Here is a 13,708-nt window from a genome sequence, read left to right on the forward strand (position 1 = left end):
CAGCAAAAATAACCAGTTAACATCCGCCAAACCGATGTTAACTGGCTTAATTTATAACGAAGAATTAACAAGTAAAGGAGTCGATAAAGCGCAAATCAATTCCGAAGAACATCCAAGAGAAGCCGGTCCAGCGGAATCCAGATATCGATGTCCGTCCAACGAACACTGGGAAATACCAATATTGCTGTCCGTTGCTTTGCCAGATATACGTAAATCTGAACAAGCAGCGGGAGATGCCGCCTGGGTCTACGGCGTAAACACCGGGTGCTTTAAGCGGCTTGACTGGAATCTGGGATGGTGGCGCCGAGGTTGGGGGTTGATATCCGCCTTGACCTGGTCCAGGACCTGGTCCTTGAGGTGGGAATCCTGGCCCAGGCCCACCTGGGAAACCGCCCGGACCGCCTGGAAATCCTGGTCCACCCGGGAACCCTCCTGGTCCCCCTGGGAAACCGCCCGGACCGCCAGGGAACCCTGGTCCACCTGGGAATCCACCAGGTCCACCGAAACCGCCGCCTTGGCCACCTGGGAATCCAGGTAGCATGCCGCCAGTTCCGGGGAAGCCAGGGATGCCGAAGCCGCCTAGACCGCGTGGATCATAGGCTGGTACCCAGCCGTAGTATTGGGGTACGGGATAGCCGTAGGGGTACGGCGTATTTTGTGGATAATAAGCAGCTGGATAGTCCGATTCCGTTGCTGCGCTTTGTGAAATCTCCGTTTCAAGCTCAACGTCGCGCAGTTCTTGTTTCTTGTTCGATGCCATTCGTAAAGTCCTCCTTAGGTAAAAGCGGATTGTCGATACTTAACTATATGCAAGCGGATAGACGGATGTCACGGATAGCAAATAACAAAAGTAAAGGATCGCTAGTCCTATGCGAAATGGTATAATTGTAGCAACTGGGAAAATTAACCTAGATAAATTTGTCGAAATATAGGTTAATTCTCCCATATATGCGAACGAACATGTCGTATATAATAGAAATTGGTACGATTTTGAAATTAATGGAGCGGGATTTCTTGAGAGACCTATTGGGTAAAAGATTAAGATTCGATGTGACAACAAGTTATGGACTAGTCTTAGTTCCTATCCATACTACTCTCAATCAAGAGCATTTGGACTTATTTAAGCAGCATCGCATTGATACGATGGATATCGTAACCACGAATACGCCTGATGCCCAGACGCAATCCGCACCTGCACATGACGCGAACCGTCTTGTTCAAAAAGCAACGGAATATGCCAAGGACCTTTTCGAACGCATTCAAACGCAAAAGAAAATACCGCTGCTTGAGATTAAGTCAGAATTAATTCCTATCGTCCAGCAGGCGGCCGAAAATCCAGATCTCTTTCAATTATTTCAAGCCGTTAAGGCCAAGGATGAATACACCCATCAACACAATATTGGTGTGGGCATTCTTTCGACACTCATTGGCAAATGGATGGAGCTCGCAGATACAGAAGTGGCGCTTTTATCTTTAGCAGCTACCATGCATGATGTGGGCAAAATCAAAATTTCTCAAGAAATTCTAATGAAGCCGGGCAAATTGACGACGGTAGAATATGAAGAAATTAAAAAGCATACTATACTTGGCTACAATATGCTGCGAGAAACGGTAGGCATTAACTATCGTGTTGCATTAGTTGCCCTTCAGCATCATGAGCGAGCAGATGGCACGGGATATCCCCTGCAGCTGCAAGATAGTCAACTGGATAAAATGAGCCGTATCGTAGCTGTTGCAGATGTATTCCACGCGATGTCATCGAAGAGGCCCTATCACGAAATGATGCCTTTTCACGAGGTCGTCAGCCGCTTAAGGAAAGGTTTCTTCGGCGAATTAGATCCGCATATTGTTTCCGTTTTTTTGCAGAATATCATCTACAATCTAGTGGGCAGGCAAGTGCTTCTCACGGATGGCCGCTGGGGCGAAGTCGTTTATATTAATCCAACGGATGATACGAATCCACTCGTGAAAATCGAAAATACCTTTCTTGATCTAAGTCGAGAAAGACACATTCATATAAAGGAAGTTGTCATATGAAGCCAATAATCCTAGAAAAGTCAGACGTTTTACTTCAATTTTATTCCAACTATGGTCTAACACAACGTGAAACCGAAATCCTTTCTTTACTTGCTACATATGGTTATACGAACAAAGAAATTGCCGAAAATTGCTGTATCAGTGAGAAAACAGTGAAAATTCACCTTGCCAATATCATGGGTAAAATCGGTATTGGCTCCATGCGAAAGCTGTTAGCCTTGCTGTTGCAGCAAGCTCTGCTAGTTTCAAGATTAGGTGCGGGTGAATCAGTCCGCGTAGCATCAATGGGAATGAGATAATCAAGGAGTTTTACCTAGTAAAAGCAGCCTTTCCTTTAAGGGGAAAGTGCTGCTTTTTGCATTCTACAGCTCGTTTAATTATGATACGATTTGGAACTATAAATCCATAATATTGTGTTGACATGATACGAAAAGTATCTTAAAGTAAGAGTAACAATTAAGATACAAATAGTATCATAGCAAATCGAAATAGACTTCTATTGGAGGGGAATCATGGAAATTAATTTGAAGGAATATTTGATGGTTATATTAAAACGCTGGTGGATCATAGTTCTTGTTGTAGGTACTTGTACGATTTTAACAGCTATGTATTCGACATCAAATTATGTTCCAATCTATCAAGCTTCTACAAAATTAATTGTTAATAAGACTTCAGAGCAAGATCAACTAGGTAAAGAACAAATTGATTATGGAGCCATTGGTGTTAATATGTCCCTCATTAATACCTACAAGGAAATTATTAGAACACCAGCAATTATGGATAAAGTTGTCCAACGTTACCCCGATTTACATGTCTCCACAGATCAATTAATCTCAATAATCAACGTAACCAATATCAATGAAACGCAGGTTATGTCGATTGTTGCACGACATCTCTCACACGAACGAGCAGTGCGCATTGCGAACGCGGTTTCTGATGTATTTCAGTCGGAAATACCTAACATTATGAAGGTTGATAATATTACGATTCTGAATCGAGCTAAAGTTCAAGATAATCCAATCCCTATAAATCAGAAATCGAATCAGTATATCATCTTAGGGTTTCTTGTCTCCTTGGCTGCTACAGTTGGTATCATTCTTCTGTGGGATGCTTTGGATGACACGTTGAAAACAGAAGAGGACATTCGTGAAATTTTTGATCTCTCGACCTTGGCATACATACCTAAAGTAAAGAAGAAAATGCAGCGCGTGAAGCGGAAAAATAAAATTAGCAAAAAAGCAGAGGACATCTCATATGCCAAAACTATCTACTAACTCTAATTCTCCTGTTATGATGCATATTCATCCTAGCTCCTCAACTTCAGAGGCTTATAGATCATTGAGGTTCAATATCGAGTGCTCTATTTTTGGTCGTGAGGCAAAATCAATTACAATCACTTCTTCAAGCCGGGGTGAAGGGAAAACTACAACAGCTGTTCATTTGGCTGTGGCCTACGCGCAAATCGGAAAGAAAGTGTTGCTGCTGGATGCGGATCTACGAAATCCCTCCATTCACCAAGCATTTAGTGATGAGAACAGACGGGGACTTACGAATTATTTAGAAGGTCAGGCACATGTCAGCGAACTTGTTCGGGAGACAATTGTGGAGAACCTTTCAATTATTACTTCAGGACCAAGCACGCAGAATCCCTCTGGTTTATTAGCCTCCAAGCAAATGGATGCTCTCTTAGTCACACTAAGGGAAATTTACGATATTGTCATCGTGGACACGCCGTCTCTGCTGACGATTACGGATGCTAAGATTATAGCGACGAAGTGCGACGGAGTGCTTCTCATTGTTGAATATGGAAAGGTTAAACGTGATGTAGCTAAGAAAGTGAAAGAAGAACTATTGCTCGCAAATGTAAAATTGATCGGGGTCGTTTTGAACGAAGTACGAAATCATGAAGCAAATGCGTACCTCTAATCCGTTATGTTGAAAAAATCAAAGTAAGGGGAGCGAGTTTATAGCTAATGAGACAAAAAAGACGAAAGCCGAATCTACGAACCGGAAGAATCGTGTGCATATTGACGCTAAGTATTGGGATTTTGGCAGGATGCTCAGATACAGCTGTTACTAGTAATGACGCAAAGTCTGTGTATAAAGATCAAGCCATACCCATGGTGAAAGCATTTAAGGTAATAAAGCAAAAGATTGGGGACCCGCTAGAACGTGCTGCCGAAGTACAATCCTCTGCTCAATTTACAGTTGTCGCCAAAGCATCAGGAGATATTGAGCAAATTTTGAAAAAGCGTGGGGATATGGTTCAAGAAGGGGACGTAATCTTTCGACTCAAATCGAGTGAAGCTCTCGTCCAAAGAGATTCGGCTGCGGCTGCAATAACGGCTATTCAGGAATCCATTGAGAAAGCGAAAATAAAGGCTCAACGTGAAATAGAAAATCAGAGACTAGAGATGAGCAATTCGATTCAAAAAATGGAGTTAAATATGACGACACTCCTACGGAGCTATAACAAAATGAAAAATGACTATGATATAGGACTAGCAACCAAAGCGCAGTTGTTTCAGATGGAAACTCAAATGATGAATGCTCGTATGGATTTGGATCAATTGAAGAAGAAACAAAGCCAATTGGAGCCCGTTGACGCTACCTCAGCACTTGAGTCACAGCTCAAAGGAGCTCAAGTTGCTTTGCAACAGCTGAATCAATCCATGCAAAATTTAGAAGTGAAAGCTACGGTTAGCGGTTTGCTAACGGAGATGCCACTAGAAACTGGGATGCCAGTGCTTTCAGGATCTCAGGTTGGCATGATTCAAAGATTGGATCCTATTAAAATTAAAGCGCAGCTTACAGAAGATGAAACGAAACTAGTTAGTGGTAAGACTGAAATGGGTTACTTGCTAACAGGTAATAAAACAAAATTTAAGGGACCGATTAGTTATCTGGCAAAGGTCATGGACCCTGAAAGCAAATCCTATGAAATCAATTTAGAAGTGCCGAATAAAGATATACTCTTGAAGCCAGGGATGAAGCTCAAACTTCAAATGTCAGATGATGCAGACCAGATTGTAGTTACAGTGCCGACGTATAGCATCGTTAAAGAAGGCGAGAAGGCATTTGTCTTTGTACTCGTGGGTGATTCCGTTGAGAAACGTGCAATTACATTGGGAAGATTGAATGAACCTAATCAAGAAGTGACCTCAGGCCTTAAAGAAGGGGAGCTTGTTGTTAAAACGAACCCTGGTGCGTTAATCGATAAAACGAAAGTTCAAATGACGGCCGTGGAAGAGCAATAAATAAAAATGGAGTGACTCGACTTGAAAATAAATTGGAAAAAAACAACGATTATGTTCATCTTAGCGGCCTCCTTAGTCATTCCCTCCGCCTCCTTTCATGTAGCAGCGGATGCGAAATACGCTCAAACTTCAACAGAATTGAGCTATCAACTCACAGATGCTATTAACGTGGAAGTGAAAAGTATTCTGAATGAACCAAGCCCAAATGGAGCTAGAATAGGTGCTGTTGTACGTCTTTATAACGCTGGAGATCGCTTAATCGGTGTTCCGGAATATGAAGTTCGTGCGAAGACACAAGAAGGCTTGGAATATATTATGCGTCCGAGTCAAGCAAATCCTAGAAATTTACAACCGAAAGAGACCGTCGAACTAAGCTATATGAATGTCGTAGATCGATACGATGAATTCGCCTTAACTGAACTGTCTTGGTTGGATGTGGATGAATTCGTCTACCCCAAGCATGAAACGAGAATCATTTCGGTTCCAATTTCTAACATGGAGTGGAAAGGGGAAAAGGCTGCGATCACGGATCCAGCTTTGATAAAGCAATGGGATGATACGTTTAAAATCCCTGTGTTATCAAACAGTGTCCAATATAAGCCTGTGAGTTTGAATGAACAGATTACACCAGATGGCCCCGTTACAGTTGTTGGCTTTCTAGCTACTAATGTTGGAGACAAGGCAACTACGGTAGCTGATTTTCGAGTTAACGGGAAAACAGTGAATAAGACTGTTATCGGAAAACGAATAGATATCGATACGATCACCTTGGATCCAGGTGAGAAGAATTATGTGTACTATGCGATCCCCGTAAAAAACAAAGCAGAGTTAAGAAGCTTAGTGATATTAACGCCTGAAGATTTCGTGGGTGAGGATAAATCACATAGCTCTTATCTAATCGGAAGATTGATGATCAATCTTTCTGGAGCTACCAGCACACAGCGCTTCATGAATCAATTGTCCATGTATGAGTTGAACAAGCCTATTAAATTTGATCCTTTAAGTGGACTCATTCGCCCCGACGTGGAAGTATCCATGATCGACTTGCAAATGAATGAGAGTACGGGCGGCGGATTTAAAGCTGTTGTGGCTAAGTTTAAATTACTTAATAAGAGTGAAGGGCCTGTTCAAGTTCCGAAATTCCAAACCAGTTTGACAAGCAGCAGTGGAAATAAGTATTTGGGTAATAGGCAGGATACGAAGGTCGAAACGCTGATTCCAAATATCAGCTATGTTATCTACTATTCCTATATTGTTCCAAATACAGAAACCGGTGCTCGATTAGCAATGGAAATCTTGGACACGAAAAGAGTGGAGCCCTACAATTTCCCCGTGGCTGCCTTCCAGACCAAGGTGACAGATGATTCCTCCGATAAGGCTTTCTATCCTTTTAAGACGACATTAAATAGTTGGTCGTTAACTGCCTTCTATGTTATGGGCGCCGGAAACTCGTATTCCTACAAGTTAAATGTTGATTTTGACATTAAACTCCAGGACGAGGTTGTAGCGGATCAAGGATCGTCTAAAGTGAGACTGGAGCTTCTGGATTCATCGAATAAGATTATGACCTCTAAAGTACTTTCGTTCACAGGCGAGAATAAGCTTGTTAGCGGCCCATTGACGCTGAATTTTGATTTTGATAGACAAGAAACCACGGTAAAGTTGAACATGTATGAAATTATAGATACACCATTTGGTGAGGTAAGAAGACTCATTCAATCATGGAACCGATAGGAGAGATGAACGATGGAAAATGAACCAGCAATAAAACAAAGAAGATATTCACGCCCGCGCGTTTTAAGCCAACAGCCAGTTCGCTTTGAAACAGCGCAAAGCTGGAATAAGGGCCATGGTAATACCAATCACAATGGTAATGGAAATGGTGGCAGTCATTATCCTAACCAACCCTATGGTGGACCACATAATGGTAATGGGAAGCATTAATTAGAAGTTGATGGAGGTCAATATCATGAATAATTGACCTCCGCTATTCTTCACATTGAAGTCCGGAGTGATGAACATGGAACTCATTTATACGAGAATTGGTGAACATACGATTGAAGTGCAATGTCAGTCAACTCTGATTCTGAATTGGATGTACGATAATTTTTTGATCATCCAACCACCTAAGGTCACGCCTCATATCAGGCTTCAGCTAAGTGAAGGCTATGGTGAAGCATTTGTCGACTATGAGGTAAAGATTTCTACGGAAGCCAATAAGATTCGGTTTCGTAGGGCGGACTATTTGATTGAAACTGATCAAGATTATCGTAGTGCTACAATCGCTGTGTATAACGAACTGGCGTTGAAGCATGCATGGATGAACTTATATAGCTCTTATTTGGTGCATGTTGGATGGGGGTTATTAATCCATTCTTCTTGTGTGGTTGATCAGGATAAAGCTTATTTGTTCGCTGGTTACTCTGGTGCTGGTAAATCAACCGCTGCCAAACTGTCATATCCTCGCGAGCTTCTTTCTGATGAAGCTACAATTGTCAAAATTACTTCCAGTCATGTGACTGTGTTTGATTCTCCGTTTCGAAGTGAACTTTCCCGAACTGGATCCAAAGATATCAGTCCGCTTGCCGGTATTTACTTGTTGAAGCAAGCACGTACGAATCATGTTACTTCACTTAGTCAATCAGATGCATTTCTACATTTGATGGACAAAGTTTTTTATTGGTCGCATAGCCCAGAGGAAACAATTCGTATCCTCCAAATGTTACGACAAATGGTTCGTTCCATTTCCATCAATGAATTACAGTTTCAAAAAAATAATACATTTTGGGAGCTGATTTCGTAATGTCCCAGTACCTCCGGATGAATGACTATGAGTCCATTGAATTAGATATGGAATGGATTATTTTGAACACGGATGAATATACCTTAACGAAACTAAATGGCGTAGGTGGATTTTGCTGGTCATTGCTAGGGGTAGCACAAACGGTGGGTTCGATCAGTGAAGCTGTGCGAAAGGAGTATGAATTGGTGGATGAACCAGTTGAAGCTGACGTTGAAGCCTTTTTGCAGGATATGATCAGACGAGGCCTGGTACAACATGCAATTTCCTAAGGAATATAGACAGCTAATTATACAAACTATGGATAAAAACGGTTGGATTGAACTTCCCGCACAAGGAACAAGTATGTATCCCTATATTAAAATGGGTGATATATGCAGGTTTGTACCCGCACAAGCTGATCATATTAAGAAAGGCGATGTCGTTCTCTTCCTTACGCGATATGGAAGTTTAGTTGCTCATCGCTTGTTACGCAAAGCAGTGCTGGAACAGGGGTTCATCCTTCATTGTAAGGGAGATACCAATTTGGCATGTGATGAAGGCATTGATCAGGAGCTGTTGATAGGTAGAATGGACTGGATTCAGCGGAATGAACGAATTATTCATGTGGATGGTTGGGCAGCTCAAGCATGGGGTTACATCGTGTTAGGAGTTCCTTCAATATCATTTGTATTAAATTATTATGTAGCACGTAGGAAGCGCGCACAAGGATAGATTCTGCAATGGAGCGTCGATGATATGACCCAAATAGTTGGAAACTTCTTATCTACGATTAGAGCGTATGTAACGTTTAGAGATATTCGGAGAACGCTCACCTTGTTAACTCCCTACATGCTGAAATATTGGAAGGTATATGTTGTTCTTACTATACTATTATTCGCTGATATCTCGCTAACCTTGGCTTTTTCATGGTTCTTTGGGAGTTTAACGGATGCTGCAATTCAAAGTGAATATAAACGTATGCAGGTATTAATTCCTATTGGCATCATCTTACTTATTGTGAGTGTAACTTCCACTTATCTGAATACAGTTTTTGAAACAAAGGCGACGATCGGTGTGAAAAGGGATTTTTCTTTGCAGCTTTATAAGCACATTTTGCTATTACCACAAAGTGATACGTCCAAACATCATTCAGGCGAATTCATGTCGCACTTTACGAATGATATTCATAGCATTGATGGTGTAATAGGCAGAAGCTTATTGAATCTTATTAAACTCCCATTGATCTATATAGCTGTCTTTGTCTATCTGCTGCAGATTCATTGGAAATTAGCATTCCTTTGTGTGGCATTAGCCCCTGTAGCGCTTGGATTTGGTATCGTTTTCGGAGTTAATCTTCGTAATAACGGAAGAATGGTGTATCGACTAATGGGCCAGATGAGTACACATCTGAATGAGACATTCCAAGGGTTGTCTACCATTCATTCTTTTATCATGGAAACAATCATGCATGACAGGTATGCACGTAAAAATCAAGAGATCTATTCGTTGGAACTGCATAACGCTAAATTACGTGGATGGTTTTACGTAGGTGGTCAAGCTGCTTCGACGATAACGTTTTTATTGAGTTTGAGTATGGGGTCATACTATGTTTCTATTGGCCTATTAACCGTAGGTTCCTTGCTGACTTTCGTAAATTTGGTTAATCATTTGGTGTATCCGTTGACAGAGCTAGCAGGTCAGTGGGCAGGATTTCAACGTTCAGCAGCCGCGGTAGAAAGAATTCATAAGATCTTGACACTCCCGCTGGAGTCCAAGGAGCTTCCGAAGGCCATGCTGCCTAAACAACTACAAACATCGATTCAATTTCAAGACATTACGTTCAGTTACGATGGGAGTACCCCGATATTCGAACATTTGAATTTGCAGATCCCGGCCGGTAAGGTCGTTGCGATAGTTGGTTTAAGTGGGGCAGGTAAAACAACGATATTTCACTTGCTTCAAGCCTTGTATAAACCACAAAAAGGTGACATTCTCATTGATGGCGTATCTATTAAACAGCTCCTCCCTTCCGAACTACGGAGTTTATTTGCTCATGTATCCCAAGATACATTCTTATTTGATCGAACAATTCGAGAGAATCTCTTGTTTGCTCGAGAGGGCATTACGGAATTAGAAATGAGACAGGCAGCGACAATAGCTAACATTCATTCCTATATTGAGACGCTCCCGAATGGATACGATACTGAAATTGGGGAGAGAGGCGTTCGATTATCTGGCGGGCAGAAGCAACGTCTGGCAATTGCCCGAGCGGTGCTAAAGAATGCGCCTATCCTCTTGTTAGACGAAGCAACTTCCGCATTAGACAATGAAACGGAGCAACAGGTCCAAGAAGCTTTACACAGGTTGATGGAGGGTCGTACTACGCTCATCATAGCGCATAGACTTTCTACGATCCAACAAGCGGATGTTATCTATGTTTTAGATAAAGGGAGCATTGTCCAAATTGGGCAACACCATGATCTTATACAGGTAAATGGCAAATATCGAAGTTTAACTAGGCAAGCATTTCAGAAAAGGGGGGAACGCGTTGATTATCTCTTTGATACAAGCGTTATATGATCGACGAATGGCGATACCCCAGGATCGATCCTATTATGAACAAGTTCTTGCTGATATTGAGTTTTTTGATATATCCCCACAAATGTATTGGCTATTGAAGCAAGCGGGGCAGTTAGAGAAAATGCCTGATTTTTTCCGTAACAAAATTGAAGAAAAGTACCGTGATGCGCTGTATCAAAATATGTTTATTCGCAACCAAATGAACATCGTATTAGAACGACTGGAAGCAGCCCAGATTCCTGCCATTCCACTAAAGGGTACCGTATTTGCTGAGAAATACTTTGGCCACTTGGGGGCTAGAGCTACTTCTGATATCGACCTTTTGGTTCAGCCATGTGATCTTCAGCGGGCTATTACGTGCGTGAGAGAGCTCGGGTACTCCTATGAGCAAGAGCGAATCCCTTCTCATTTTCACTGGAGCTATAGTAAAGAAATAGCAGGGTCGCCTATTCCATTAACCATTGAGCTCCATTGGGATTTGTTAAAAGAAAATACGTCCAATTTAAGTATGGAGCATTTTTGGAAGCAAGCTACTCCTCTGGGATCATATATGTATATCAAGGAGTTATCTGACTACCATACGTTCTATATGATTTGTTTGCATGGCTGGAGACATAATTTAAGTTCTTTAAAATATTTTATTGATATTATTCAAATGATTCATGTTGTGCAGGATGGTTGTCGTTATGAAACCCTGTTTAAGGATGCTCATGTTCATAAAACGTTGAAAAGAATCACAAGGACACTGGCCATTGTCTATCATCAGTTCCCGCATTTGAATAGGATTAAGGAGCTTTCACTTCCAAATAGAACCAAGCTTTGGTGGGATTATAGTACGATCCGGAACCTTCAACAACGCACAATGAGTCAGTATATCAATTGGGTATATTACCAGCTGTTTGACTATGACAATCGCAAGCAAAGTATTCAAGTATTACTTAACTGGATGAAATAGAAAAGTTAAGAGAAATGGTTGACAGGTAGAAAATAAGATGATATTCTAAAAATGTTCTTTATAGAGAACGTAAACACAACTGAATCAACTAAAATGTTTCTTTGAAAGAACAGCGTTATGCCAGAACGAGTGTTGGAGGAAATATGAGCGCTATAACCGGTATATTCCAATTGAATGAACAACAACCCGTTTCATTAGCGCACGGAGAACTCCTAATGAAAGCTTTGGAGAAGTATCCTGCGGACGATATTCAAACCTGGGGTAACGAACACATTTTCCTCGGCTGCCATGCTCAGTGGATCACACCAGAGTCTGTGGGCGAACAGGTTCCTTATTATGATGATGAGAGGCAGCTGGCCATTACAGCTGATGCCATCCTAGACAATCGTAATGAACTGTTTGAGCAATTACAGATCGAGCAGAACCGCAGAAAAGGATTTCCAGATAGTGCGCTAATTCTACTCGCTTACCGCAAGTGGGGGGAAGAAGCACCGAAATACTTAATAGGCGATTACGCCTTTATGATCTGGGATACGAAGAAGCATCAACTATTCGGTGCTAGAGACTTCACTGGAAGTAGAACGCTGTATTACCATCACAGTCAAACGAGTTTTACATTCTGCACGACGATTGAGCCGTTACTGGCTTTACCTTATATTGAAAAAAAACTGAATGAAGAGTGGTTGGCTGAATTTCTGGCCATTACCAGTGTTATTGATACGGTTGATGTGGAATCAACGGTGTACAAGCATATCGAACAAATACCTCCTTCACATAGTATTGTAGTTAAGGCTGGAAAAGTAACACTTACCAAGTACTGCACGTTCTCTGCTGGAAAACAACTGAAGTTAAAATCGAATGAAGAATATGAAGAAGCATTTCGCGATGTTTTCCAAAGCGCAGTGACAGCCAGGCTTCGTACGCATCGCAACGTCGGTTCCCAGTTAAGCGGAGGTTTGGATTCAGGATCCGTAGTAAGCTTTGCGGCAAGAGCACTGCAGAAGCAGAAGAAACAATTATATACGTACAGTTCAATCCCCGAGGAAAATTTCTCGGATTGGACCAAGAGAAACACAATCGCTGATGAAAGACCGCTTATTAAATCTACAGTTGCTTATGTAGGTAATATTCAAGACCAGTATTTCGATTTTGCTGGGAAAAGCGCCCTGTCCGAAGTGGATGAATGGCTCGATATCATGGAAATGCCCTACAAGTTTTTTGAGAATTCCGTGTGGATTAAAGGGATATATGAAAAGGCCCATCAGCAAGATATCGGGGTTCTCTTAAATGGAGGAAGGGGAAATTTCACAATCTCTTGGGGACCTGCTATGCAGTACTATGCATCACTCATGAGGAAACTGAGCTTGGTTCATCTGTATGATGAGGTATGCAAATTCAGTGTGAGAATGGAATCTGGCAGAGCTCATATTCTCAAGTTAGCTGCTCAAAAAGCATTTCCTGGGATTCATCAATTGTTCTCAAAAGGAACCCAACAGGAGCCTCCTCCGCAGTTATTAAATCCAGAATTAGCAAAGAAGACAAATATTATTCAAAAGTTGGAAGCGAAAGGCATGCTAGCTGGTGTTCAACTTACAAAAAATTTGGATAAAGAAAGAATCATGCACTTTCAACAGTTGAATTTATGGAGCACAAGCAATACAAGTACATCCAAGCTATCGCTTCGATATAAGTTACAGGGACGAGACCCTACGAATGATTTAAGGGTCATAAGATTCTGCCTATCCTTACCGATGGAACAGTATATACAGAAGGGTCAGGATCGAGCGCTAATCCGAAGATCGATGCATAATCTTCTGCCTGACGATATTCGGTTAAATCAACGTATTAGAGGGATCCAGGGAACAGATGTGATTCATCGTATGACACCGAATTGGCCCGCTTTTATTGATGAAGTCCAGCAATTAAGCAAGGATCCAATGGCTTCTCAGTTGCTGAATGTACCTGTGCTACACTCAGCAATTTCAAATATTCGCAATGCCCCTGAAGCGAATGCTGCGTTTAGTCCTGATTTTAGGATACTCATGAGAAGTCTTATTGTTTATAGGTTCCTCAAGAAACTTTCATAAGGAGGTGAGA

14 protein-coding genes are annotated in these 13,708 nt (G+C 41.6%); 13 read left to right on the plus strand and 1 reads right to left on the minus strand.

Features of this window, described 5'->3' with window-relative positions; genetic code table 11:
• Positions 1 to 64: 64 nt before the first annotated feature.
• Positions 65 to 760 carry a hypothetical protein gene (locus tag HQN88_RS15785; RefSeq protein WP_337995154.1) on the minus strand — a complete coding sequence of 232 codons (696 nt, stop codon included), beginning with the start codon at positions 758 to 760 and terminating at the stop codon, positions 65 to 67.
• 254 nt (positions 761 to 1,014) lie between these two features.
• On the opposite strand from HQN88_RS15785, the gene HQN88_RS15790 reads away from it, so the two are divergent.
• The 13 genes from HQN88_RS15790 (at position 1,015) to HQN88_RS15850 (ending at position 13,698) form a co-directional block, all read left to right on the plus strand.
• Complete coding sequence (locus tag HQN88_RS15790; RefSeq protein WP_173113686.1) at positions 1,015 to 2,037, plus strand: HD-GYP domain-containing protein; 1,023 nt, start codon at positions 1,015 to 1,017, stop codon at positions 2,035 to 2,037.
• A complete protein-coding gene (locus HQN88_RS15795) occupies positions 2,034 to 2,336 on the plus strand; it encodes a helix-turn-helix domain-containing protein (RefSeq protein WP_173113689.1) in 303 nt (100 codons plus the stop codon). The genes HQN88_RS15790 and HQN88_RS15795 overlap by 4 nt, the downstream gene beginning before the upstream one ends.
• A 213-nt stretch (positions 2,337 to 2,549) precedes the next feature.
• Complete coding sequence (locus HQN88_RS15800) at positions 2,550 to 3,311, plus strand: YveK family protein (protein ID WP_173113692.1); 762 nt, start codon at positions 2,550 to 2,552, stop codon at positions 3,309 to 3,311.
• The gene (locus HQN88_RS15805) at positions 3,292 to 3,963 is read left to right on the plus strand and encodes a CpsD/CapB family tyrosine-protein kinase (protein WP_173113695.1); all 672 of its coding nucleotides are present in this window, start codon (positions 3,292 to 3,294) and stop codon (positions 3,961 to 3,963) included. The genes HQN88_RS15800 and HQN88_RS15805 overlap by 20 nt, the downstream gene beginning before the upstream one ends.
• Before the next feature lie 47 nt (positions 3,964 to 4,010).
• Positions 4,011 to 5,294: an efflux RND transporter periplasmic adaptor subunit gene (locus HQN88_RS15810; protein WP_173113698.1), complete on the plus strand. Its 1,284-nt coding sequence runs from the start codon at positions 4,011 to 4,013 to the stop codon at positions 5,292 to 5,294.
• Between the two features lie 21 nt (positions 5,295 to 5,315).
• Complete coding sequence (locus HQN88_RS15815; RefSeq protein WP_173113701.1) at positions 5,316 to 7,028, plus strand: hypothetical protein; 1,713 nt, start codon at positions 5,316 to 5,318, stop codon at positions 7,026 to 7,028.
• A gap of 12 nt (positions 7,029 to 7,040) precedes the next feature.
• A complete protein-coding gene (locus HQN88_RS15820; protein ID WP_173113704.1) occupies positions 7,041 to 7,238 on the plus strand; it encodes a hypothetical protein in 198 nt (65 codons plus the stop codon).
• A gap of 76 nt (positions 7,239 to 7,314) precedes the next feature.
• Positions 7,315 to 8,097, plus strand: a complete 783-nt coding sequence (locus HQN88_RS15825; protein WP_173113707.1) for a hypothetical protein — start codon at positions 7,315 to 7,317, stop codon at positions 8,095 to 8,097.
• Positions 8,097 to 8,366: a PqqD family protein gene (locus tag HQN88_RS15830; protein ID WP_173113710.1), complete on the plus strand. Its 270-nt coding sequence runs from the start codon at positions 8,097 to 8,099 to the stop codon at positions 8,364 to 8,366. The genes HQN88_RS15825 and HQN88_RS15830 overlap by 1 nt, the downstream gene beginning before the upstream one ends.
• Positions 8,353 to 8,808: a S24/S26 family peptidase gene (locus tag HQN88_RS15835; protein WP_173113714.1), complete on the plus strand. Its 456-nt coding sequence runs from the start codon at positions 8,353 to 8,355 to the stop codon at positions 8,806 to 8,808. The genes HQN88_RS15830 and HQN88_RS15835 overlap by 14 nt, the downstream gene beginning before the upstream one ends.
• A 24-nt stretch (positions 8,809 to 8,832) precedes the next feature.
• Positions 8,833 to 10,656, plus strand: a complete 1,824-nt coding sequence (locus tag HQN88_RS15840; protein ID WP_173113717.1) for an ABC transporter ATP-binding protein — start codon at positions 8,833 to 8,835, stop codon at positions 10,654 to 10,656.
• On the plus strand, positions 10,625 to 11,611 hold the full coding sequence (locus HQN88_RS15845) for a nucleotidyltransferase family protein (protein ID WP_173113719.1): 987 nt from the start codon (positions 10,625 to 10,627) through the stop codon (positions 11,609 to 11,611). Before HQN88_RS15840 ends, HQN88_RS15845 begins: the two co-directional genes overlap by 32 nt.
• Before the next feature lie 143 nt (positions 11,612 to 11,754).
• Positions 11,755 to 13,698 (plus strand): asparagine synthase-related protein, encoded by a 1,944-nt coding sequence (locus tag HQN88_RS15850; RefSeq protein WP_173113723.1) that lies wholly within the window; start codon positions 11,755 to 11,757, stop codon positions 13,696 to 13,698.
• Positions 13,699 to 13,708: the final 10 nt, after the last annotated feature.

It is taken from the genome of Paenibacillus qinlingensis, assembly GCF_013204845.1.
GTDB classification, from domain to species: Bacteria; Bacillota; Bacilli; order Paenibacillales; family NBRC-103111; genus Paenibacillus_E; species Paenibacillus_E qinlingensis.

Coding starts and splice junctions, on each gene's coding strand:
- HQN88_RS15785 (WP_337995154.1), bottom strand. CDS start 760: ATGGCATCGAACAAGAAACAAGAACTGCGCGACGTTGAGCTTGAAACG.
- HQN88_RS15795 (WP_173113689.1), top strand. CDS start 2,034: ATGAAGCCAATAATCCTAGAAAAGTCAGACGTTTTACTTCAATTTTAT.
- HQN88_RS15800 (WP_173113692.1), top strand. CDS start 2,550: ATGGAAATTAATTTGAAGGAATATTTGATGGTTATATTAAAACGCTGG.
- HQN88_RS15805 (WP_173113695.1), top strand. CDS start 3,292: ATGCCAAAACTATCTACTAACTCTAATTCTCCTGTTATGATGCATATT.
- HQN88_RS15810 (WP_173113698.1), top strand. CDS start 4,011: ATGAGACAAAAAAGACGAAAGCCGAATCTACGAACCGGAAGAATCGTG.
- HQN88_RS15820 (WP_173113704.1), top strand. CDS start 7,041: ATGGAAAATGAACCAGCAATAAAACAAAGAAGATATTCACGCCCGCGC.
- HQN88_RS15825 (WP_173113707.1), top strand. CDS start 7,315: ATGGAACTCATTTATACGAGAATTGGTGAACATACGATTGAAGTGCAA.
- HQN88_RS15830 (WP_173113710.1), top strand. CDS start 8,097: ATGTCCCAGTACCTCCGGATGAATGACTATGAGTCCATTGAATTAGAT.
- HQN88_RS15835 (WP_173113714.1), top strand. CDS start 8,353: ATGCAATTTCCTAAGGAATATAGACAGCTAATTATACAAACTATGGAT.
- HQN88_RS15840 (WP_173113717.1), top strand. CDS start 8,833: ATGACCCAAATAGTTGGAAACTTCTTATCTACGATTAGAGCGTATGTA.
- HQN88_RS15850 (WP_173113723.1), top strand. CDS start 11,755: ATGAGCGCTATAACCGGTATATTCCAATTGAATGAACAACAACCCGTT.